Annotated in this window: 20 protein-coding genes; 8 read left to right on the top strand and 12 right to left on the bottom strand. The window is 53.7% G+C overall.

Translation table 11 applies throughout. The features are described from left to right. The first annotated feature begins 262 nt into the window (after positions 1–262). Positions 263–721 (top strand): hypothetical protein, encoded by a 459-nt coding sequence (locus KP003_RS03170; protein WP_216500759.1) that lies wholly within the window; start codon positions 263–265, stop codon positions 719–721. A 281-nt stretch (positions 722–1,002) separates the two neighbouring features. Here KP003_RS03170 and KP003_RS03165 read toward each other — a convergent pair whose 3' ends face one another. Then, a complete protein-coding gene (locus KP003_RS03165; RefSeq protein WP_216500758.1) occupies positions 1,003–1,632 on the bottom strand; it encodes an acetate uptake transporter in 630 nt (209 codons plus the stop codon). 446 nt (positions 1,633–2,078) lie between these two features. Between KP003_RS03165 and KP003_RS03160 the strand changes: the two genes are divergently transcribed. The 3 genes from KP003_RS03160 to KP003_RS03150 all read left to right on the top strand — a co-directional run bounded on the left by KP003_RS03160 (position 2,079) and on the right by KP003_RS03150 (position 5,970). Further along, a complete protein-coding gene (locus KP003_RS03160) occupies positions 2,079–4,337 on the top strand; it encodes a protease pro-enzyme activation domain-containing protein (protein WP_216790490.1) in 2,259 nt (752 codons plus the stop codon). Positions 4,338–4,576: 239 nt separating this feature from the next. Next, a complete protein-coding gene (locus tag KP003_RS03155; RefSeq protein WP_217300347.1) occupies positions 4,577–5,023 on the top strand; it encodes a MarR family winged helix-turn-helix transcriptional regulator in 447 nt (148 codons plus the stop codon). Between the two features lie 98 nt (positions 5,024–5,121). Then, complete coding sequence (locus tag KP003_RS03150) at positions 5,122–5,970, top strand: epoxyqueuosine reductase (RefSeq protein ID WP_217300346.1); 849 nt, start codon at positions 5,122–5,124, stop codon at positions 5,968–5,970. Positions 5,971–6,563: 593 nt separating this feature from the next. Here the strand turns inward: KP003_RS03150 and KP003_RS03145 are convergent. Beyond that, entirely contained in the window at positions 6,564–7,235 is a 672-nt protein-coding gene (locus tag KP003_RS03145; protein ID WP_217300345.1) for a fibronectin type III domain-containing protein, read from the bottom strand. A 530-nt stretch (positions 7,236–7,765) separates the two neighbouring features. On the opposite strand from KP003_RS03145, the gene KP003_RS03140 reads away from it, so the two are divergent. Together KP003_RS03140 and KP003_RS03135 are read left to right on the top strand one after the other, a co-directional pair. After that, positions 7,766–8,245, top strand: a complete 480-nt coding sequence (locus KP003_RS03140) for a TIGR02594 family protein (protein ID WP_217300344.1) — start codon at positions 7,766–7,768, stop codon at positions 8,243–8,245. Positions 8,246–8,263: 18 nt separating this feature from the next. Further along, positions 8,264–8,779, top strand: coding sequence for a hypothetical protein (locus KP003_RS03135; protein ID WP_217300343.1), 516 nt, complete (start codon positions 8,264–8,266; stop codon positions 8,777–8,779). Between the two features lie 576 nt (positions 8,780–9,355). Here KP003_RS03135 and KP003_RS03130 read toward each other — a convergent pair. The 9 genes from KP003_RS03130 to KP003_RS03090 form a co-directional block, all read right to left on the bottom strand. Next, positions 9,356–10,132, bottom strand: coding sequence for an AlbA family DNA-binding domain-containing protein (locus KP003_RS03130; RefSeq protein ID WP_217300342.1), 777 nt, complete (start codon positions 10,130–10,132; stop codon positions 9,356–9,358). A 10-nt stretch (positions 10,133–10,142) separates the two neighbouring features. Continuing rightward, positions 10,143–12,071 carry a DUF262 domain-containing protein gene (locus KP003_RS03125; RefSeq protein WP_217300341.1) on the bottom strand — a complete coding sequence of 643 codons (1,929 nt, stop codon included), beginning with the start codon at positions 12,069–12,071 and terminating at the stop codon, positions 10,143–10,145. 128 nt (positions 12,072–12,199) lie between these two features. After that, positions 12,200–12,571 (bottom strand): very short patch repair endonuclease, encoded by a 372-nt coding sequence (locus KP003_RS03120; protein WP_239027654.1) that lies wholly within the window; start codon positions 12,569–12,571, stop codon positions 12,200–12,202. A 92-nt stretch (positions 12,572–12,663) separates the two neighbouring features. Further along, entirely contained in the window at positions 12,664–13,581 is a 918-nt protein-coding gene (locus KP003_RS03115; RefSeq protein WP_239027602.1) for a PD-(D/E)XK motif protein, read from the bottom strand. A 64-nt stretch (positions 13,582–13,645) separates the two neighbouring features. Further along, positions 13,646–15,703 carry a Z1 domain-containing protein gene (locus KP003_RS03110; RefSeq protein WP_217300338.1) on the bottom strand — a complete coding sequence of 686 codons (2,058 nt, stop codon included), beginning with the start codon at positions 15,701–15,703 and terminating at the stop codon, positions 13,646–13,648. A gap of 299 nt (positions 15,704–16,002) precedes the next feature. Then, positions 16,003–18,018 (bottom strand): ATP-binding protein, encoded by a 2,016-nt coding sequence (locus tag KP003_RS03105; RefSeq protein WP_217300337.1) that lies wholly within the window; start codon positions 18,016–18,018, stop codon positions 16,003–16,005. 6 nt (positions 18,019–18,024) lie between these two features. Continuing rightward, positions 18,025–19,599: a DNA cytosine methyltransferase gene (locus KP003_RS03100; protein ID WP_217300336.1), complete on the bottom strand. Its 1,575-nt coding sequence runs from the start codon at positions 19,597–19,599 to the stop codon at positions 18,025–18,027. 348 nt (positions 19,600–19,947) lie between these two features. Further along, positions 19,948–20,202 (bottom strand): DUF2442 domain-containing protein, encoded by a 255-nt coding sequence (locus KP003_RS03095; protein ID WP_217300335.1) that lies wholly within the window; start codon positions 20,200–20,202, stop codon positions 19,948–19,950. Then, a complete protein-coding gene (locus KP003_RS03090) occupies positions 20,203–20,469 on the bottom strand; it encodes a DUF4160 domain-containing protein (protein ID WP_239027601.1) in 267 nt (88 codons plus the stop codon). Positions 20,470–20,665: 196 nt separating this feature from the next. Between KP003_RS03090 and KP003_RS03085 the strand changes: the two genes are divergently transcribed. Together KP003_RS03085 and KP003_RS03080 are read left to right on the top strand one after the other, a co-directional pair. Continuing rightward, positions 20,666–20,932, top strand: coding sequence for a DksA/TraR family C4-type zinc finger protein (locus KP003_RS03085; RefSeq protein ID WP_183345898.1), 267 nt, complete (start codon positions 20,666–20,668; stop codon positions 20,930–20,932). Between the two features lie 137 nt (positions 20,933–21,069). Then, entirely contained in the window at positions 21,070–22,338 is a 1,269-nt protein-coding gene (locus KP003_RS03080; protein ID WP_217300334.1) for an Hsp70 family protein, read from the top strand. Between the two features lie 61 nt (positions 22,339–22,399). Here the strand turns inward: KP003_RS03080 and KP003_RS03075 are convergent, their stop codons facing one another. After that, positions 22,400–22,888 carry an adenosine-specific kinase gene (locus KP003_RS03075; protein WP_217300333.1) on the bottom strand — a complete coding sequence of 163 codons (489 nt, stop codon included), beginning with the start codon at positions 22,886–22,888 and terminating at the stop codon, positions 22,400–22,402. Positions 22,889–22,893: the final 5 nt, after the last annotated feature.

The raw sequence follows: 22,893 nt of genomic DNA, 5'->3' as shown, positions 1-22,893 counted from the left end.
CACGCAAAGCCGCAAAGACGCAAGGGGTTAAATCTTCAGACACATGCGTCCCCCCTCCTCCCGGGAGAGGGTCAGGGTGAGGGATATGCCGACGGGCCGAAACGATCGGCGAGGCCCGTGTGGAGGGTGCAAGCGGGAGAGCAACCGCCGATGAGCCGTTGCCGGTTGTTAATCGTCAATTATCAATTGTCAATTGAACTCCCCTCCTGTTAATATACCCGCGATCCAACTCACAAAACGAAACGGCGGAACGAGGGCTCCCTTGAAAGAAACGGACAGGGTCGTGGCATCTGAAGGTGAAAAGAAGAGGAACTTCGTCCTGGTCCCGCTGATCGGCGTCTACGTCCTTGCGATGCTCGTCACGCTTTCCGACCTGGGGGGGGAATTCCCCTTCATGGGGAGGCTCTACGAGGGGGATGAGGCGGAACACCTGATCTTCGCCAACAGCATCGCCTCTCTCTACCTCATCGTCGGGATACTGAAGCGGCAGCGGCTCACCCTGTGGCTGCTCATAGCCTACAATTTTGCCGCCAGCGCGAGCGGCATGGCCAACCTCATCATGCTCCCGGTCCAGCAGACCCTCACCGCCACCGGTGCCCTCGTTCCCGACTACAGCTACCGCATCAACGCCTTCTGCGTCTTCGTCCTGTTCCTGCTGCTCAACGTCTTCCTCTATTTCCACCGCGACCGCTTCGACAACAAGTCCATCTATCTCTGGTAACGACAAAAAAGCAGTTACGCAAAGAACGCCGAGTACCCGCAAGGGACGGGAAGAAAAGGCTTTTGGGTTTAAAACCCTAAGCTGGACTCTCCTCTTGGCGTCCTTCGCGCCTGCTTAGAGTTCTTTGCGTGACTGCTTTTAAAAAGCTGTAGCGCCAGTATCAGCCAGGGTAGAGACAATAAAAAAAAGCAGTTACGCGAAGAAGTCTTCGGTAACTGCTTTTCGACTTTTTGGGGGATGCACAAGCACGCCCCCAAACAGATGGCGCTAAAAGAGAAGGACTATGCCTTGACCTTCTCGGCCGCGAGGACCGCGTCGGCTGCGGTGCTTTCCTTGATCCAGGGCTCGCCAACCGGGAGGTTGATGCCGGACTCGGCGTAGACCGCGACGGTCATGAGGTAGAGGGCGGAGAAGGCGCAGACCAGCAGGTCGTATGCGGCGAAGGTCCCGGCCAGGGCGCTGCCGGTGAACTCCTTCACGTCCAGCCCGATGAAGCCGAGGAGCAGGGTGAGGAAGATGAAGGCGAGGGTCGCGTGGTGCTTCATGGAGGCGATGAACAGGATGAAGGTGAAGACGGTCCAGGCCACCAGGTAGAAGCCGAGGTCGTTGGCGTTGAAGGCGAGGGTCGGGTACGCCTTCACCAGATCCGCGTTCTTGCCGAAGATGATCATGAGGCAGAGCGAGATCCAGAAAGCCCCGTAACCGGTGAAGGCGCAGAAGCCGAAGTTGTTACCGGTCTTGAACTCCATGAGACCGGCGATCATCTGGGCGGTTCCGCCGAAACAGAGACCGAGCCAGAGCACGGGGGCAATACCGCACCAGCCCAGGTTGTGGCATTGCAGCACAAATGTCGTCATACCGAAGCCGGCGAGACCGACCACCGCGGGATTTCCCAGTTTCACATTACTCATTTTTACCCTCCTGATTTGCATTGCGATATCAACTTCGCTGTTCATTCCGTATACGCAATAACCGTACCGTCTCCGCCCGCCGTTGCATCCACAAAAAACACGTTTATTTACTGATACTTACAGACAGCAACGGCGAGCTTCAATTTGCCGCCAGTTTTGCAAAGTTGCAAAAAAAACCGATGAATGGCGTGCCCCTCCAACTGAAAGCGACGCCAGTCCAGGCGTTTGCACGCCGCAACGCGCTTTGGCAACCTTGTTTTGCAGAATTGCAAAAAAAGTGACAGCACCCGCCGACAACGTCCTCCCCTGCAATCAGGCAGCGATTCAGCTAAGTTCGCTCGCCACAATAATTTTCTTTCCGGCGACATTAAAGTTCAGCCCAGGAATGCCGATGGTGAACCCAGCCGCGTCAACTCCCCCCATTCACCTTTGCCCGGAGGCTCGCCTTGAAAGTCGCGTTGAAACTGTTCCCCCTTTGCCTCGGATTCCTTTTCGCCGTCGCCATGGCGGCGGGAGCGCCATCATGCTGGGCCGACACCTCGGCACAGGTTCGCCTCGCGGGACACTTCCCGGCGCGGAGCGTGGCCAGCGCCAGACGGCTCGGCAGACTCCCTGCGGTGACGCAGATGAGGTTCGCGTTCACCCTCCCCCTGCGCAACCAGCCGGCGCTGGACGACCTGCTGCGGCGCATCTACGACCCGGCCGATCCGCTCTACGGCCACTACCTCACCGGTGCCCAGTTCATCGAGCGCTTTGCGCCGACCGCCTCCGACTACGAGGCGGTCAAGAGCTACGCACGGGGGCTTGGTCTCACCATCACCGGCACCCACGCCAACCGCACCGTGCTGGATGTCGCCGGTCCCACCGCCGCCGTCGAGGCCGCCTTCGACCTGCAGATGCACCAGTACCAGGCCCACAGCGGCCACAACTTCTTCGCTCCCGACCGCGAGCCCGGCGTCCCCAACGCCATCGCCGCCCGCATCTCCGGCATGGTCGGGCTGGACAGCTCCGCCGCCTGGCACACCCACAGCCACGCCGCCCGTGCCGCCGACCTCCCCATGGCCACCCCCTACCAGGTCGGCACCGGCCCCGGCGGCGGCATGACCCCGAGGGACATCGCCACCGCCTACAACCTCTCCCAGGTCACCGCGACCGGCACCGGCCAGACGCTGGCCCTGTTCCAGCTGGACGGCTATACCCCCTCCGACATCGCTGCCTACGCGAACTACTTCGGGATCGCCGCCGTGCCGCTGCACAACGTGCTGGTGGACGGCTTCTCCGGCACACCCGGCACCGGCGCCGGCGAGGTGACCCTCGACATCGAGCTGCAGATGGCGCTCGCCCCCGGCGCCAGCAAGATCATGGTCTACATGGGCCCCAACACCAGCAAGGGGGTACTGGACACCTACAACCGGATCGCCACCGACAACATGGCCAAGCAGGTGAGCAGCTCCTGGGGGCTCAGCGAGGGGGAGAGCGGCTCCTCCTTTTTGAGCAGCGAGAACGCCATCTTCCAGCAGATGGCCGCCCAGGGGCAGACCGTCTACGCCGCCGCCGGCGACAGCGGCGCCTACGACAACGGCAGTACGCTCAGCGTGGACGATCCTGCCTCCCAGCCCTACGTGACCGGCGTCGGCGGCACCACCCTCTATCTGAGCAGCGGCAGCTACAACCGCGAGTCCACCTGGAACGCCGGCACCATCAACGGCGGCGCCGGGGGCGGCGGCGTCAGCGCCTTCTGGCCCATCCCCACCTGGCAGCAGAAGCTGGGCAACGTCGCCTCCTCCGTCATGAGAAACGTCCCCGACGTCGCCCTCAACTCAGACCCCGGCACCGGCTATTCCGTCTACTACCAGGGGAAATGGTGGCTCTACGGCGGCACCAGCTGCGCCGCTCCCTTGTGGGCCGCCTTCACCGCCCGGGTCAACCAGCAGCGCGCCGCCGGCGGTCTGTCGCCTCTGGGCTTTGCCAACCCGGTGCTGTACCAGGTAGGCGCCGGCACCGGCTACGGCACGAGCTTCCACGACGTCGCCGACAGCACCACCAACCTGTACTACCCCGCCATCACCGGCTACGACAACGCCACCGGCTGGGGTTCCTTCAACGGCGCCAACCTGCTTGCCGCCCTGGCACCCGCATCCTCCACCACGGTCCCCAAGGTGACCGTGCCGGCCGCCCCGGCGGGGCTGAAGGCTTCGGCCGGTAACGCCGCCGTGGCGCTCAGCTGGACAGCGAGCAGCGGTGCCACGAGCTACAACCTGTACCGCGGCACCGCCGCCGGCCAGGAGGGGACCACACCTATTAAGACCGGCCTCACCGCCACCTCCTTAACCGACAGCGTAGCCAACGGCACCACCTACTACTACAAGGTCGCCGCCGTCAACAGCGCCGGCACCTCCGCGCTTTCCAACGAGGCTTACGCCACCCCGACCGCACCGCTCGCCTTTACCAGCAGCGTGCACGGTACGATCGGCACCACCACCGCCAAGATCCAGTGGAGCACCAACCTCCCCTCCACCTCCGTGATCCGCTACGGCACCTCGCCCGCCAGTCTGACCAAGTCGCTGTCCAGCACTGCCTTGGTCACCTCGCACGTGGTGAGCCTCTCCTCCCTGGCGCGGAAGACGACCTACTACTTCAAGGTATCGTCCACCGCAGGGAGCAGCACCGTCACATCGCCGACCTACTACTTCAAGACGCAGTGACGATACGCTACCAGGAGTACGATCCGAACACACAGCACAACGAAAAGCGCCGGTTCCCGAAATCCGGGAACCGGCACCTTCGCCCGTGTCCTACGTCAATCTCTCCCTCATCCCCCCGACTCCAAGTTTGCTCACCCACCGATTCGAAAGCCCGCGCTGCAGGTTCAATCACCGCCCCTCCCCTTGCCCTCCTGACATATTCGTTGACAATCTGAAAGAGATGATGTTGTATATGCAACATGAACACTCCGGGTAAGTCCGCAAACGAGATTGCCGAGCTGGTAGCTGCCCAGTGCATAGCCGGACGGGCCAGGCGCTTGAACCGCGTCATCACCGGCCTGTACGACAGGGCGCTCCAGCCGTACGGCATCAAGATCAACCAGGCCAGCATCCTCGTGTGCCTGCTGACCATCGGGGACGCGAGTCCCGGTGAGATCGGTGCACGCCTGCAGATGGAAAAGTCCACCGTGAGCCGCACCATCGACCGGATGGCAAAAAGCGGCTGGATCCAGGTATCAGGAAAAGGGCCGGGACAGATCGTTCGGGTCACGGAAAGTGGCAGGCAGCTCATGGTGGATTGCCATGAACAGTGGCAGGAAGCCCAGCAGCGGGCATTGGCATTATTAGGCGAGGAAGGCGTTTCTTCCCTCAAAGCGATCGCCGATCGTCTCAGAGTAGGCTGCTGATTTTTTTTGTCCGTAGAGTTGCATATACAACTTGGCAAAGTTTGGGCTTTGCCGACTGCGCCAACGTCTGTTTTTCAGCATGTTGAATGGAGGTGACCATGAAGGAGCTGATAGGGGAAGTGATCACGCGGTCCATCGTCGACCACAAGGCAAACTGGTCCGAGTCACTGGCGGACCGCTACTTCGACGAGCCGCTGGTGAATTTCGCTGCCGGTGACGACCCGATCTTCGAGGAGTTCAAGCAGATCATAGGTCCCTGGCACAGAACACCGCGAGAGGCCTACGAAGCCTTGCACGGCGAGGGGAGCTGGCACGGCGGCACCGTCGTCAGCTGGGTGATGCCCTGGAGCAAGGCGTTACGGGACAGCAACCGTCGCTGTACCGATAGGCCGTCCGTCGAGTGGACCAAGGCCTACGACCTGTGCGCCAAGGTGCTTCAAAAAGAGGTACGGAGAGAGCTCCTGCAGGAGATGGAGCGGCACGGGGTGCACGGCGTCGCCCCCACCGATGCCGAGTGGTTCCGCATCATGGACGCCCCCGACGGCAAAACCTCCCCCTGGTCCGACCGGCACGTGGCATTTGCCGCCGGGCTCGGCACCTTCGGCCTGAACAACGCCTTTCTCAGCACCAAAGGGATGGCCATCGTGCTCAATTCCGTTGTCATCGATGCCGTGCTCGATCCCGACCAGCGCACCGCCGAGCACCATCGGGCCGACTGTCTCCACTTCAAAACCGGCGCCTGCGGCGCCTGCATCCGCCGCTGCCCCGCACAAGCCGTCTCAACAGCAGGACACGACAAAATCCGCTGCATGATCTTCGGCTACGGTCCCGACTCCGTCCGTCTTGCCAAAGAACGTGGTGTGGAGGGTCCCGCCGGCTGCGCCTTGTGCCAAGTAGGCGTCCCTTGCGAAGCCTGCATCCCTGGCAATCGTCACCGAGCTACGTGAGAGAGAAGTTAAGAGGATCGGGCCCGATCTTAAAATCCCGAGGCCGAAGTTAACAACTTTGGCCCCGATCTTAAAATCTGGAGGGCGAAGTTAATAACTTTGAGCCCGATCTTAAAATCCGGAGGGCGAAGTTAATAACTTTGGGCCCGATCTTAAAATCCCGAGGGCGAAGTTAATAACTTTGGGCCCGATCTTAAAATCCGGAGGGCGAAGTTAATAACTTTGGACCCGATCTTAAAATTCCGAGGGCGAAGTTAATAACTTTGGACCCGATCTTAAAATCCCGAGGGCGAAGTTAATAACTTTGGACCCGATCTTAAAATCCCGAGGGCGAAGTTAATAACTTTGGACCCGATCTTAAAATCCGGAGGGCGAAGTTAACAACTTCGAGCCTGATCTTAAATTCCGGAAGCCGAAGTTAATAACTTTGAGCCCGATCCTAAAATCCGGAGACCGAACTTGCCAAGGCTGATGTCCGTCGTGATATTTGCAGGGTATGGAGTAAGGAGAGATGGCTAAGGCGGGAAAGGTTGCTACGACCGAAGGCCCTGATCCTGAGGATGAGGGCCTTCGGTTTTGGTGGTGGATCGGAATCAAAGAATCCTGAGGCTGATGATGGAGGACCACTCGCTCTGGCCGCTGGGCCCTGAGCAATAGACTTTGAAATAATACACCTGCCCGGGTTCCAGCCCGGTTAGCTCCATGTTCCGCGACTTGTGGAACGGCCCGACGGTCGACCAGGACTCCGGCAGTGAAGGATCGCCCTTGCAGATGCCGATGTAGTAGGCCATTGCCCCTGGCACCCTGTTGACGCTGATGAGGGCGACGCCCGACTTGCCGTGCTTCGCCTTCGGGTTTTCCGGGGCAGTCACCTCGACATGGAGCGTACCCTTGGATCCCTTCAGCTTCGGACGCAGGTCCAATTCGGTGATGAGCGTTGGCTTGTTTTCCGTCACGGACCTATAGGCCGCCCAGTTGATCAGCATCGTCGTGTGCAGTTCAACCATCGGGCGTGAGGCGTCCCGCTCCACCTTCTTGAAACGGTTGCCGCTCTCGGCCTCCTTGGTGACGGCGAGATGGCTTACCCCGAGGCCCCTGAGTATGTCAAGTTGGCACATCGGTTTCGGGATCGCACCCTCGCCTTGGAAGTCCTTGTGGCGGGCAAAGGCGTCCGCGAGGTTGATGGCGAAATTGCCCAGTTCGACGTGCGACATGTCCCGGACGTTGACATCGACGATATCGAGTAGCGGATGAAGTATCGACATGTGTTACCTCCTTAGTTTGAGGGGGAGCCATGTTGCGATTGGGTTACCAGCTGAACACGCAAAAGATTAAGCCACGCCAATAATTCTAAGTCAAGGAACTTTTTTACAGGGCCAGGGGATCAACCGATGCGGGCATCTCCGACGGAGCGTATCGAGAATTGAATTGAGAAGTGGGCGCGCTTTTCTCGCAGCGGGGCCTGCGGTTTGCCTGCAGGTCCGGCGCCCTGTGCCAAAAACCACTTGCCTCATGCGTTTTAATTTTGTGCGCGAAATCCACTCCGTTGCAAATGCGACTGCGCTGTGGCAACCTTCCACGGTGGACGGAAAAGATGAATCGTCCCTAACGTAGACATACATGAGTGACCTGTTTGGCTTTCATCTATGCCACCGGAGACGAACCCGTCTCCGGTGCACGGTGCGGCAGGAAGCTTTCGGAAGGGGAGACATACGGGTTGGATGAGAACGGAGAGCCGCATTGCACCGACTGCGGTCAGCAGGAGGATGAGGAATAAGTACCGGAGGTGCAAACCATGACCAGCAGCAGCAAAAGAGCCCCTCTGCAGAATGCCCCTTGGCTGGATATCGCCCGCAAAGAGGTTGGACAAAAGGAAGTGGTGGGCCATGAAGACAACCCCCGGATTCTTGCCTACCATGCCACGACCACGCTCAAAGCCACCGATGATGAAACGCCGTGGTGCTCCTCCTTCGTCAACTGGTGCCTCAAGCAGGCAGGCATAAAAGGCACCGACTCTGCGGCAGCAAAAAGTTGGGTCCACTGGGGGATGCCGTCAGGCCCTGTCCCAGGAGCAATCACCGTTATCTGCAGCAGCAAGGCGACCGACCGCAGTTTTTCGACTTCCGGCGCCCATGTCGGCTTCCTCATCGAAGAGACTACAACCCACTACAAACTGCTTGGAGGGAATCAAGGGAACAGCGTAAAGGAGTCTACCTTTGCGAAAGCAAACTGGTCTCTATTGGGCCGTCGCTGGCCTGGGAATGTTCATCCGTGATGAATACGAGGAGGTGAGATGAAGATGGTACCCCTAGGGTGGCTTACCATAGTGCTCCTGGCAGCCACGCCGGTCATCGCAGCAGAGCAACCGCCACGCGACGAGCAGCGGCTGGAGCCTCGACGTGCCATGCCACATCCCCCCAAGTCACCCTTGCGTTTCGTGCAGGTAAAAGGAAACGAGCGGCAGTCGCTGGAAGTCACCTACATCGATCCCAGGACCATCGCCTTCAGAATAACGAAGTCGGGAGCATGTAATCGACACGAGCAAGGGAGAGCGACGGTCGCGAAAAACTGGTGGTTAGGTGCAGAAACGGATGAAAACGAGGCAGGAGAAGCTATTGCCGTGCAGGAGTATGTCTACAGAAAAAGCGGCACGTGCAGTATCAACCTTCGGATTGATGAAGGAGACTATACACAGGCAACGATTCGTGAAGCATCCGAGTGTAGCCCTGAATGTGGCGTATCAGAAGAAGCAATGTATCTGCAAAAGAGGCAAAGCCATCTAATTCCTTGGAGTATTTCTTTGAGATAAAAATCTCAGAATATCAAAAGTTCAGTTCTCTAGAACCGCAAGATAACACTCTTATAATTCAGGGTGGAGAATCAAAAATCAAAATATCAAGGACGTCTCTTGTACTTACGCTTCGGCGATGACATATCAAAATATCAGCAGCGCCCCCACCAAGATAGAAGCAGTGATTAAGCATGCTGATTATCTTGTGAGTCTTAGAGGCGGAGAGAGTGTATTCAGTGGGTAGGTAGGTTTGTGCTCAGGAGTCTGTGCGGGGAAGTGATGACGTGACTGCTGTGTATGAATGCAATTCCTCGCCTCTACCTGCGTCATCCTGCGTTAGCATAAATAGAACCCAGCTCACTGGCCATTATTTTCCTAGTTACGGAGACAGGATTCTAACCTATGTCCTTCGGGTTTGAGCGCCCCCCCCCGCCCTTCACATCCCGGTTGAAAAACTGAGACTTGCTGCCAATTTGACATCTCAGACGATTAAAATCGCCATTTATGAAACACATGTTTTACATTTTTGGAAGCTTACGGGTACAGTATGGGGTACATCTTGGGCGACAGAGGTAGCTATAAAGTTGCAAAAGCCTAGGGCTGAATCTGTTGTTTTCTGGAATCGAGGAACTCTTCCATTTCATCGATGCTAACATCTATAGTTCTATTACCTTGTCGTCTAAAAAGTTGAAGGCCTTTTTCCCCCTTCAGAAATGAAAGGCTTTTCCTGGCCTGAACCTGAATTCTGGCAACGAAGGCACCTTCGTAGTCAAGAAAGGTCACGTCTAGATAATCATTTAAAAGAACACCATTTTTAAATTTTCCCGTAACCTGATTTCGCAGCTCTAGCTCCCAAAGGTCCGGGTCAAACTTTTCACTCCCAAGGATTGCACAATCAAAATGCAAGCCAAGTACGACAGCATCATCATCAAGTCCAACGAACAGAACTCCCCCACCACTATTAAGAAAACCGCCTACAGCTTTCAAGGCGGAGTAGACAACTTTGCTCGATCGTAAGTCCTTCAGCTCAGACTGGGGTTGGGACTTTGCTCGGTGATGATCATACAGAAGAGAACTTTTGAATTCTATCTTTGATGACTCACCATTCTTTATATCTTCTTTAAATGATTCCTTGTTATAAGATGATTTGTTTTTATTCCTCATTATCCGAGGAGATGTAAAGTCTCCTGTAGTAATTGGAGGATTAAGCTGTAGCCCCCAATCTTCAAGAAATTTTTTAACTTTCTCTAGCTGGTCCAGGACAAACCCATCATATTCAAGAAGTTCGACAAGCTGAAGAAGTGTAACTTCAATGCCACTACTTAAGGCTTGTGATATAGCAGCCAAGAGTTTAGTTGATGGTGCCTCCATAATGCTCCACCTAAATAGATATGTTCATGCGGGGTATAAAATCAGCTATTAAAAGTTCCGCACGATGAACCCAAAACGCTTCCATCCCATCTGCGCCTGAAAGAAGAAAATCGAAACACTCTTGGTCTATAAACAAGTTTTTCAAGCGGTTAGAAGAATGTATATAATTTATTTGGCGCTCAACAAGGACTTGACCCGGATTTTTTGCCTTCCACAGATTGTTCGATTGACGACTTAAAGGCATGAGGTTACAGACTGAATTGACCCAGTCTTTTCCTGCTTTGTTTTTATCTAAGAGGTCAGACAAAGCACCTATTTTATTATTCCTACACCAATCTCTAGGATATATATGATGGAGCTGGACAGATGTTCCAGCTTCTGGAAAACGCATGCTGATAGTGTCATCTAGTAAGTCTTTATCGGAGGCCGCCAGCATTGGAAGAAAGAGCGCCTTTTGCATCGCACCACTCGGTCTTCCATCAGAAAGATATTGATACAGATCTTCTCTTGAAGGTAGTGGCTTCGAAATAAGCGCCCGGAGATCTCCTTCTATCGCAGCGGCCCAAGCGGACGCAGTGGAGAAATTGGGTCTTAAAGAGAGAAGTCGTTTTAACTCCTTTATATCTACACCCAATTGAGTCAAGAATCCTTGGTCATAGCGGTTTGTGAGAGCATTACGCCAAAAAAAAGCTTTAAAGAGGGCATTAAGATCATCTATGCCCCATGGATGCTTGCTGGCGCTATCGAAATTCATATGTACACGCAATGCAACGTATATCGCAGAGGTGACCGGATAGGGGCACCATTTCCAGGGAAACATTCCAGATGCTACAAGACGCTGGAAGTCCTTTAGATACTCTGCCAGCATGTTATCAGCCCCCATAATGAGCTTCCAGTGAGCTGTGGGGGTCGCCAATAGATCTCCTGCTTTAACTGAAGCTATAGGCGTGGTGGCACCTCGCCCCACCTTTCTTGGTTGCGCTTTCTCCTCAAGAGCAACATGACATGCGGTCACTATCTGGACGGGGAGCTCTGGCCGGTCATTTGAATCGGACCACCCGATCACTCCATCTTTTTGCCCAAAATCGTCAAGCCACTCCCTTAGCCGAATAGGACCTGTAGCATCTTTAGCTGTATCAGCATAAAGCCATGAATGAATAAGATCTACCGTGGACACCTTGGTACCGGTAGTATTTAATTTCTCAAATATGTCACAGATGTCCGCCAGAGAATAAGTATCTGGCACTATATAAACAGCAAGCTTTGTTTTGTTGATCCCTTCAAATGCTTTTTTAAGAACATTGTTTCTTCTCTCTAATTCATCTGGAGGCGGAAGTTCACCATTTGTGTAATAATTTTTGCTTTGTATAGCTTGAATATACCTAAGCCATTGGCCCATGAATGTTTCGCAAGGATTATTACTTGCCAAGGGGAAATACCCCTGCGAAATACATGTTGCATCATTGTTAAAATGCTTAGATTGCACTTCTTCTTCTTTTATGAAAACGATCTGCTCCAGCGGATCAAGCGCAGATACATTAAGATAATACCTACCAGAGGTTCTATAATCACCATGATCAGTTCTAAACCCGCCAAACGCCATGGCTATTGCTGTACACCGTTGAAGTCCATCAAGCACAGCAAAAAGCTTTCTTGGATTCTCTTCAGACTGGCAGAAGGTGACGCGTGTCTCACTCATGCCTGGAACCACTTTATCAGGTAAAGAAATGGGTCCAAGTTCTAGCGAAGTATCATCAGGTTGCTCCCATATCGTAGCCATTCCTATAGGACGAGCACAAAAGATGGAGTGTACAAGTTCTATAACGTCACCCACTGTCCATACGAATTCTCTCTGGAATTGCGGGATCTGCCACGTACGTCCCCTTAGGTTCTTCAGTAGCTCTTCAATTGTTAAACTCGTAACTGCTAAATCGGACATGCTTCCTCCTCTCTTTGTCGAAGGTCCACATAATTTGTCACAGATCACTACAATATTAACTGGTCACTTCACTTTGTAATCCGCTGAAATGGTGTCTTTGCTTCTTTATTTTTTTCGTACAATGAGCATTATGATCCTAGAAAGCTCGTCAAGTGTTGACCAAGCAGCTCTGGGTCCGCCACCTCGCATTCCCATACGACTAGCACTTTCCATCCTAGCCCTTCCAGTTCCGCCTTAACTTTGGCGTCTCTTTTGACATTTTTTTCGAACTTTGTTTGCCAAAATTCCGTTCTTGACTTTGGTGTGTACGCAAGACGACATTTATCGTGTCTATGCCAGAAACAACCATGCACCAAAATTACAGCTTTTAAGCGAGGCAAAACAATATCCGGATGCCCAGGCATATTTTTTTTATGCAACCTAAACCGAAACCCCATCCGGTGCAGCAAAGAACGGACTATACGTTCGGGCCTAGTATCACGCGCTTTGATTTTGGACATGATCATTGAGCGCTTTTCGTGCGTAAAAATATCAACCATTTACTAATCGGGCGCAGCCGTGGATTGCGACATACATATAACCGGCACCAACTTCAGGCACCACAGAAATTGGCCTTCTTGATGAGACTTGTCGCATCGTCAACTCCCAGTGAGGGTAAGTTCGCCAGATCGACTGTGTATTTTATGGAAACTATGCCAGACGGGACCTGGAAATCCTCCGGAATGCGAGGGAAGTCATCATCAACAGCATAGACCTCACCCGCTCGAATAAAGAATCGGAGAAGCTCACCCGAGGTCCGCATATCCTCTGACCATCCCATGATCACCATCTTGGTCATAAACCTGTCCAACGCTGCAGGATCTTCACGCAGCAGGTCTACGATACTGTCCATTTGCGTTGCTAGTGTCTCGCTACCGCCGATCGTTTCTTCCAACTGGATTGATACAAACAGCAGTTGGCAGCCGGTGGGTGCTCGAAGCTGATCCAATCGTGATATTTCATGTTCAGGGCGGCTCTTTCGAGTAGTTTTCACCTCGACACGCAGGTATTTCCCAACAAAATCATGACGTTCCGACTCTGGGCCACTCCATTGATCGACGGCTGCCGCCCCTATTGCTGGAATCATCAGAGACCGGAGCACCAACAACTCACCAAAAAGACCGACTTGGACGCTCTTCTCCATTGCTTGGCGTGCTGGCCTCCAGGCGGACAGCCAAGCACGGATCGTGGCTGCCACAGCCTTCCAAGGGTCGCGGTTTTTCCCTTCTACGGCATCAACAACTTCTCTGCAAAATGGAGTAAATACCTGCTCGTGCGATGGAGGTGCTGACAGGTCAAGATAATCACCAATCTCAAGACAGCGATGCCTCACCTTGAGACCATTAAGATCTGATGGTGGTGCCTCAACTGGAGGATTTTCCACCGGTATCAACAGGTGCAAATATCCGGCGTAGTCCATGGCCATAGAAATGGATGTTTCCGCGCCATCGAGAATAATAGGCGTGGTCACAAGAGAGTCTTCGGCCTGAGGCCTTCTGGCTCGGAGGCCCGCCCAGTGTACGGAAGTTAGACCATCAATCATTGGACACCTTGCTATTCACGATCCACATGGCTCCCCCATCCGAGGTTTGAGGCAAACTAAGCGCGAGAGCGATCACGGCCTGAGTGTGTGGAATATTCATGTACTCAGGGTCCAACGGATAGATAATCAGTAGTCCCTGTGTTGAAGGTCTTGCCGCCCGCATGGCCGCAGCATCATAATCCCCTGTTTCACGTCGGTAAGCATCAGGCCCATTCGGTAAATCGACACCCTCGTGCGCTGGGTCAGTCAATATTCCGATGCTCTCACTGCTGACGCGCTTACGACGGACAAGCCCAATAGCCTTCCCCCCCAACGTAATCGATCGTCCCTTGCCCGGTGACGCTACAAAGACAGACCAGTCAGTCAGTTCATCAACGGCAGTTCGTCCCATGATCCAGTCAGCGAGGGCTTCGTTGCGAAAAGCGATTATGTCCTCATGAACTAGATATCTACGCAAGAAAGCCACTATAGCTTCAGAAGCCACGTCCTGCGCCAGCATTCCACCGTAGCACTTTTGTGACGGTGAAATTTCTGCGATGAATCGATCCGTCAGAAGAAGATTCGCCTGGAGCTTACACGGATCTAACAATGGGAGAAGGACCGTCTGTGGGTGCTCGCATGACCACGATTCTTGCGTGGTCTGCGCGATCTGGGACTTGTTGCGCGCGGTCAGAAGAAGGCTGCTGTGAGCCCGCAGTCGTATAGCCATCTGGTCAGGTCTTCGGCCTGCGCGGTCAAGAGCTATGATGGAGTCACGAAGCGACTGTTCAACCAGAGCTAATTCTGAAAACCACTGAGCAATGCCGTCAGTAGTCCATATACGGATGAGGTCTTCATACCCGCGACGGAACCCGTACCAACGTGCCATTTGCAGCAAAGTATCGCACATGGAGGCGGTACGTAGGAAATAAGAAACCGTCAACCCCTCCAAGGTAAGCCCCCGGGATAACCGATTACCTCCCACAGCTACAATGTGGCGTCCTGGTTTCTCTTCATACTCCAAGTTCTCACCAGTTACGCTGTTTAGCTCTAGAACCACCAGTTCCCTAAGCACAGTGACAGCCGTATCGAGGATCGTTTCGTCATTAGCAGGAACATCAATACCTGTCTTCATATTGTCCCAGACAGGGCAAAGCAGTACTTCAAGACGTTGTCCTTGGCGATCTGCCTCGCGCCACAGATCCACTTGGTTCCTAATGGCATCGGCAATCCGTCTTTGGTCATCCGTTTTCTGGCTTACATGCACCAACATCGTGTGGGGCTTCCCTGCAAACCCGCGGAGAATCCTGACGGCACCAGCTAATAAGAATGTGATAAGGGCATCTACCAACGAATCTGGCAGTGTGTCTTCTGCTAACTCCAAAAATATTTCGGCTTTCCGGCGCCTTCGGGAACCTCGTAGAGCCTTTACCTCGTCTATCGAAACTGGTCGCAGCACGTCTCGGTTTTGGGCTGAAGTGCCAAAAAGTTCTTCTGTTCCGGTATAACCTTTTGGTCGCGGCAGCTGGATCACAAAATCTTTGGGGAAAAGGTCTTCGCCTACATGGCGATCAAAAGCGTCAGGATTGATCAGGATGTTGGCGAATGGAGTCGCAGTGTAGGCAACGTAAGCAGCTTTTGTTGTTCGGGAAAGTACAGACCGTATCAAAGCATTGGTTATAGATGGAGCTAAGTCCTGGTCATTATCCTCCTCATCCCCGACTGCCGGATCAAGCGGTCTGTTACTCTTAGTGTTGATTGAGGCCTGATCTGCCTCATCATCAATGATCAGGACTGGAATGTCTTTCAGATAAGGGCTAGCTGTCTCAAGCCATCGGTCTAATTTCTGTAGAACGGGGACATTCTTTTTGACAATTGCCAGAAAGGTTCCTGCCAAATTGAGGATACGCACATCGTGCGTTTTGAAGTCCTCTGTGGCAGTTGTTAGCAGTACCCACTCAGGGCTAAGTTCCGCTGTAGAGCGACTGCCGTACCCAATTAGTTCCCGTTCCAGGCGACTCTGAGTCTGATTCCGGAGCGAATCGTGAATACCCGAGAGTACAATCACCATACGATATCCTGCATCGACGGCGCGTGCAGCAACAGCTGTATAATTTGCTGTTTTGCCACTTTGTACATATCCGACAACAAGACCGCGACCTTGAAAAGACGTCTTCTGGAGCGGGTCAGGAAGCTTCCGCAGTACTCTGAGTGACTCGAACGCAAGTGAATCAACCTGTTGTGACTCCCATTTGGGATCAGCACGCAGTAGCGCGATCAGGCGCCTCCAGTGCCCCACCCCATCTGGAAGACGGTCAGTCCAACTATGTTCTGGCGGCACAGCTCCAAGGACACGAACTATTGCCATCTCTAGTCTCTTTTCGCCAAAAGGTGCTTCTGGACCTCTGCCTCATCTAGGCCTACAAGAAAATTAACCAAGTGGGACATGGCTTGAGGGGCGGACTCGATTTCTTTAAGAAGGCAGGAAAGGCTGGGATTGAGCTCACTCACTTGAATATCGATCTCACCAGTCATTCCTTTTGTCACTTTCCACACGAATTTGTCAGTCCGTACTTCTTTCACTCCAATTCGCTGAAGCGGTGCAGGTCGAGCACTTACAGGATTTATTGATGTTACTGTAGGCGCAGGCGTTGCTACAGCACCATTTCCTGTCCCGTCGGAAATCCCTGCTCGTACGCCTCCCGGAAGGAAAGGAAGCGTGGATTCGGTTGGCAGTTTTCGAGGCTTGCGGTACTTCTTTTGGCTATCTTTGCGAGCTACATCGGCAAGCGCTTTTATCTCTGTCTGAAGTTGCATGGGAAGTTGGACGAGCATCTTACTTATATTAATCTTGAAAACATCATCCAACGCCTTATCAAAACTGATGACGACCCGCGCGAGCTTGGTCTTCTCGTCGTTGGTTTTCCACATCTGGTGCCAACCACCCCACTTTATCAGGCGATCGTGGCGATAGATGAAGAGTCCCTGGGAATCGTTCCAGTTACCATGCAAACTGATCAAATCACGGGCACGACGGGCGAGGTCCGCAGATTCACCTTGATGGTGTTCAGCCAGTTCGTCCTCCGTAGGCAGCAAATAAGCCTGCACAAGGACCTTGCCATCCTCAAACTCTGTTGGTATGCGAACCGTCTTGGCGTCATACGTAGAGGTCAAGGGATGCCCAACTGGGTTATTGGGTTCAACTTTGTTGCCGTTGATGGTTATTGTCACCTTCTTTCTTCCAGCCGCTTTTCCTTCGAGAAATCGGTGAAAAACTAGTGCGAGATGGCGCTCGAGAACCATTAACTCGCATGAATGCGGATCCAACCCGCGGGAGACCAACATGGTCTGTGGCGGGCGCATATCCTTCCATAGGACAACTGTTCCGCTTTTCCCAAGACTTGTGGCATCTTGCTCCCATGATTCAAGGGGGTCCGACTTGGCTACCCAGCCATCCATATTATTAATATCCCAAGTTAGGTGGTGTGCTAGAGCCCCCTCACGCTTCGTAACTACCGTAAACACTTTTGCCTGAGACCATGAGGCCCCTTTTAAACCGTACCCGTATTTACCGAGGCTATTATCCTCATAATCAGAATCACTGCCAATCCGCATGGCCTCAGCCAAGGTAATTTCATCCATACCACAACCGTTGTCAGCAAGGCTCATCCAGCGACCATGTCCAGCATCCGGGCGCCCGAGCGTAATAGCGATTTCCGTGGCATCAGCACTGATCGCGTTATCCACGAGATCAGCAACGGCTGATGGCATCGTGTGCCCAACGGAAGCAAGGATTTTTACGAGTCGTGCTGGATTTGGTGGCAACGCAACGCCATTGCCCCCTGTTTTCATAACGGAAGTCAACATAGTTCCTCCCTTTTTCGCCATCGAAAAGAGGTCGGGCCGAGCCTGACATAAGATTTGCCAGGATCGCTCACCTTCCTCATCATGCAGCGCAATCATAGATGACATTACTAGCCTACAGCTCTCGCCATTTGCCAGGATTGCTTTGGTCACCTTGTCATCTGCAGAGAAAACCGCCCAAGCACCGAGAGCAGGAGTAGCCCCCCCCTCAACCTCCATAGCAAATAGGCACCCAGGCTCTACAAAGTGGTACCGTTTATCTCTCGGGCAGTTCCCCTCCAGGCGCCAATTCTTGTCTTGGCGCTTCAGCCATTGCCTCACAGTTCGAACACCGCAATCTGTATCGTACCGGAGTTCCATCTCAATGCGATCAGAATCCTTGGCCGCTGGGAATACGCGGTCTACCACATCCCAATCAAAGTTTACGGCTCTCTGCTTGGATCCTTCCTTGCCCTGTCGCCGATACTCATGAAACATTCCTAGTTCACTATGGGTAAGAATTCGCAGAATCAGGAAACGCATACCCGATCACTCCTTCACACGAGGCAGAGTTGCATCACTATGGAGACGGAGCAATTGATAACGCATATCAGGAATCAACTGGCAACCGATCATCGAACGGATTTCCATAGCGATCGCATAGGAAACAAGCGGTGGCACAGCATTACCAATCTGTTTGAATGCTGCATTCATACTCCCGCGTAATATGAACCCGTCAGGGAAGGACTGTAACCGTGCTGCCTCGCGGACAGAAATTGTTCTTGCCTGTTCACTATCAAAATGAATATGACTGTAAGAATCTTTGCCCAAGTGGGCCATCAGCGTACGTACCGGCTTATCCCTATAGAGCTTCCACCACTTGTTTGGAAACTTCTTAGGGTCGTACGGCAGTGTCCACTCTCGCGTGAACGCCTGCTGCTCAATGTCACTTGTCTTGTCCTCTCCGGACCTCCACTGCTTATTTACAAGTTGCTGACGTTTCTCCTCGATGAATTGCCAGACCTCTGGGTATTGCCAGCCCTCCTCCATCAAGCGAAAAATCTTATAATCCCGAGGGAGATAGCGAATGACATGACCAGTAGTGTGATCAGTAGTGGCAAATCCAGGCCATTGTCGCATCAATCGGGACCATGCAGTGGTCGGATTATTAGAAGTGTAAGCTACACATTCTGACGGATCTTTTCGGCCACGCGTTATGCGACCGGTTTCCAGCAAATCAAGAGCGTAAATCGGGGGAAGGTCAGCGAGGGCCTCACTGGCCGTGGTGGTGGGCGGTAGGCAATCGGCTGTAGAAGGATCATGGATCCAGCAGTAACCATGTTTAGCCAACAAGCTGTCCCCTTGATGCTTTGGGATTAACTTACGAGCCGTCGCACGCGTTCCCTCATACCCTGCAGGTAGCACCGTAAAGTGAGTGGGGGCTGGAAATACAACGTCCGAATCTAAATCTTCATGAACCCCTATCAGAAACATCCGTTCTCTTGTCTGCGGTACACCAAACCATGAGGCGTTGAGCAGAGTGTAGCGGACCCTATACCCTTCCTCGCGGAGATGCTCGGCCACAATTTCAGCAACATTCTTCCCGCCGTGGTTCAGTATGTCAGGAACATTCTCCATCAGGAGTGCAATGGGCTTGGTTTGCCTGACGTAGTGCAAGTATCGCTGCCAGAGGTTAACTCGACCATCTACGAGAAAAGCAATATCAGCGTCATCCTCTTCCCGGCGTAGAGCCTCATGTCGAAGTTTTGCACGACCAACACGGGCAAAAGCCTGGCATGGCGGGCCACCAACAAGGACATCTACCTGCTCATCGACAGGCCCTTCTATTTCCAAATCGCGAAATATTGTGCCAGGATCCTCAATTGTTATATCGCGGGCCTTGAAGTGCGCGTGTTGGTTTTTCCCATGACTGATCCGTGAAAAGTTGGCCCCATGCGACTCGGCCGCCCACGGATCCAATTCAACAGAGGCGACAAGCTCAAAGCCGGCAGTGGCAAAGCCTAATGAAATACCACCGCAACCGGCAAATAGGTCCATGAATCTAGGAGGATTACCAGACTTCAGGCGCGCAATCTTATTGCGTATTACTTTTTCGGTAGGCATTAATTTTGAATCCCTTGTATTACATGAGCATTACTGTGTTACGTCGACAACTAAGGCACAAAGGCGATGGCCGAAACTACCTCTTGAAAACGCCTGTAATATACAAACATTAGAGTTGACAAGTCAAACTTTCTTTATTGCTTGTAGTTTGGCCTAGTAAGCCACGAGGGCAAGAGGGACACGTATAAGTTTATAAGCTTCTCAGGACTGCGCCTTGAGTGGCCGCCGGCTTCTAGCGCCGGAGGGTTCGAAAAACGTGACCGAAAAGGACTGTCTAATCGAGGATGTAAAGACCCCAATGGCCAGGCAGGGTCCTTAGCACATGGGAACAGCGACGGCAGGGGAGGGTCAGGCGGGGTGAGTCGTGGGCGTAACGGGTATGCCTTCCAGATAGAGGGTGTCTGCGCTTAGGTCCGCTTCGTTGTCCCACGCAACAAAATAACCTCCGTTACGCGCGGTCTTGAACATGGTGACATCTTCAAGCTCCCGAAAAGCTTCTCTTTGCAGAAGAGGTCTTACGTCATACCTGCGCAGCTCTCCGTTGGCAAAATGGACGTCAAGCGTCAAGTCGTCGTTGGCACTAAGCGAGGTAATTCTTCTCATTTATTCCAGCCCCTTAATCTTGAACACAGTTTCACCTTCTACAGCTAAATGCCAGTCTGCCAATAGTTCATCTTTATGAATTACCATCCAGGCTTCCACAAGCTTCCGTTTTGCCGGTGGAAGCGAGCCTTCGAGGAAGGCTTCCATCTTCAATAGCAAATACAGCAACGTCACCTTGATATTCCTGCGGAAGGTGGTGCTGCTATTATTCCCTGTAGAACATCCTGATGATGATCCCGAAGAACATTGAAATTGTCGGCATGCCATCCATCCTCCTGCGTAAAGGGCTCGTGCTGCCGATCAACTTGTTTGCCCAAAAGTACGTCATCTTCAGTAACTTTGCAAGGCAGCCCTCCAATGGGCCTCCGACATTTGAAGTCCCAAACAGGGGACGAAAGAGTATACTGAGTCGAAGGCCTCTTTCGGAAATCAGCTAGATAATTGAGAAACAGAGGAACAAGCCATGGCGGTTGGATGGTCGAGAGATGGGGCGGTGCAGGAACAGATAGATGCCACGGTGGAATCCGCAGTCGAACGGGCTAAGAGCCGTTTGCCTAAGGGCGAAAGTCTCACCCATTGCGAGGAGTGTGAGGTTCCTATTCCTGAAGCGCGTCGCAAGGCAATTCCGGGAGTTCGATACTGCGTTGCCTGCCAATCAGAACTGGAAAAGAAGGAGAAGGCAGCTGCGCTCTACAACCGGAGAGGCAGCAAAGATAGTCAGCTGAAGTGAGCTGGCGTTTACAGGTTGCCCCACCCTCCCCTTTCTGCTAAAACATTCCCTTCGCTGCCCGCTGACTGCGGGGCGCACATTCATTTTCTCAGGGCGGGGTCCTCGGATCCCGCCCTTGTCTGTTTCCGGGAGCCTGCATGAAGGTAGTTTTCGGCGTCGATTTTGGGACCACCAATTCCGCCCTTTCCATTTACAGAGACGGCAAGGTTGAAGTCGTCGACATCGACGAGTCAAGCACGAGCGCCTCGCTGATGCGCTCGGTCCTGTACTTCAACGAGGACAACGAGATCTTCACCGGCCAGGAGGCCATCAGCCAGTATGTGAACGAAGGGGCTGCGGGACGTTTCATGCAGTCCATAAAGAACTTCCTCCCCAACAGGAGCTTTGAGGGGACGGAGGTGTTCGGCAAGAAGTATGGCATCGATGACCTGGTCGCCATCATCTTGAGGAGGATCAAGGCAAAGGGCGAAGCGTACGTCGGCTCTCCCGTGGACAGCGTCGTCCTGGGACGCCCGGTGGTTTTCTCCGAAGACGCGGAGAAGGATGCCTTGGCTCAAAACCGTCTTGAGAAGGCGGCCCGCAAGGCGGGGTTCCGTAACATCCATTTCCAGTTCGAACCGGTCGCGGCCGCCCTCTCGTTCGAGGAGTCGCTCCCCGCCGGTGCGGAAAAACTGGTTTTCATTGGTGACTTCGGCGGCGGCACCTCCGACTTCACCGTGATCAGGGTGAAAGGGGGTGCCTTCGCCCGGACCGACCGGCGCGCAGACGTCCTCTCCATCGGAGGGGTCTACGCGGCGGGCGACAAGTTCGACTCCCAGATCATGTGGGAAAAAATCGCAAAGTATTTCGGCCGCGGCGTCAAATACAGAGGGATGGGGAAGGACGAGTTGTTCGACATCCCGCACAGCATCATCTACACCCTGTGCCAGTGGCACAGGATCCCGCTTTTGAGGGCGAGAAAGACCAGGGAGCAGATCAGGCTCATCAAGAACGCCGCCACCGACAGGGAGCCCCTCGAAAACCTGGAGCACCTCATCAGCGACAACTACGGCTTCTTCCTGTTCCAGTGCATAGAGAAGGCGAAATGCGAGCTGTCGCAGCAGGACGCTGCGCAGGTCAGTTTCAAGGAGCGCGGCCTGGCCATAAGCGAAGGGATAACCAGGGAGGAATTCGAACTGATCAACAGGGAGAACCTAAGCCGGATCTCCGGCTGCATAGACGAAGTGATCAGCCGGTCGGGAGTCAGAAGCGACCAGATCGACACGGTATTTCTCACCGGGGGCACCTCGCGGATACCGATGATCCGGCGCCTGTTCGAGGAGCGTTTCGGCCATGGAAAACTGGAGAACCGGAACGCCTTCACCAGCGTGGTGCACGGCCTGGGCGCGAGTGTTCCGCTCTTTTAGCGCAGTAGATCAGCGCGGCCGCGAAAAAGTTATTCTCCCAGACCTGGCACCAGTTTGGCTCTCAGCACTTGTAACCTATACGCCGCAGCAGGTCGCGGCGTTCCTGCCTATCCTCGTCAGTCTCCACCCCTTTGGGCGGCAGCCCGTCGATGACCCCGAGGATCCCCCACCCTTGGAGCGTGGACGCAACGATAACCTGGAGCGGATTTGCCGTGGCACAGTAAATCCCGCACACCTCCGGGCAGTTCTTGATCTGGTTGAGCACGTTTATGGGGTAGGCATCGCGCAGCAGAACACAGAATACATGACCGGCGCCGATCGCCTTCAGCACCGTCACACAACCCAGGACCAATTCTTCGTCGTTCCCCTCGGTCCTTATAAGGCACGGGCCGGATGCCTCGGTAAAGGCGACTCCGAAGCGAGCCTGCGGTACCGTTGTGGCAATGACCTCATACAGGTCCTCGGCTGTCTTGATGAAGTGTGTTTGGCCTATGATGATGTTGCATCCATCGGGATACTCGATTTTCACATCATGTATTTCCACGTTCATGGGTT

Source organism: Geomonas diazotrophica (genome assembly GCF_019063885.1).
Classification (GTDB): domain Bacteria; phylum Desulfobacterota; class Desulfuromonadia; order Geobacterales; family Geobacteraceae; genus Geomonas; species Geomonas diazotrophica.
This window is presented reverse-complemented; position numbering and strand designations above follow the sequence as displayed.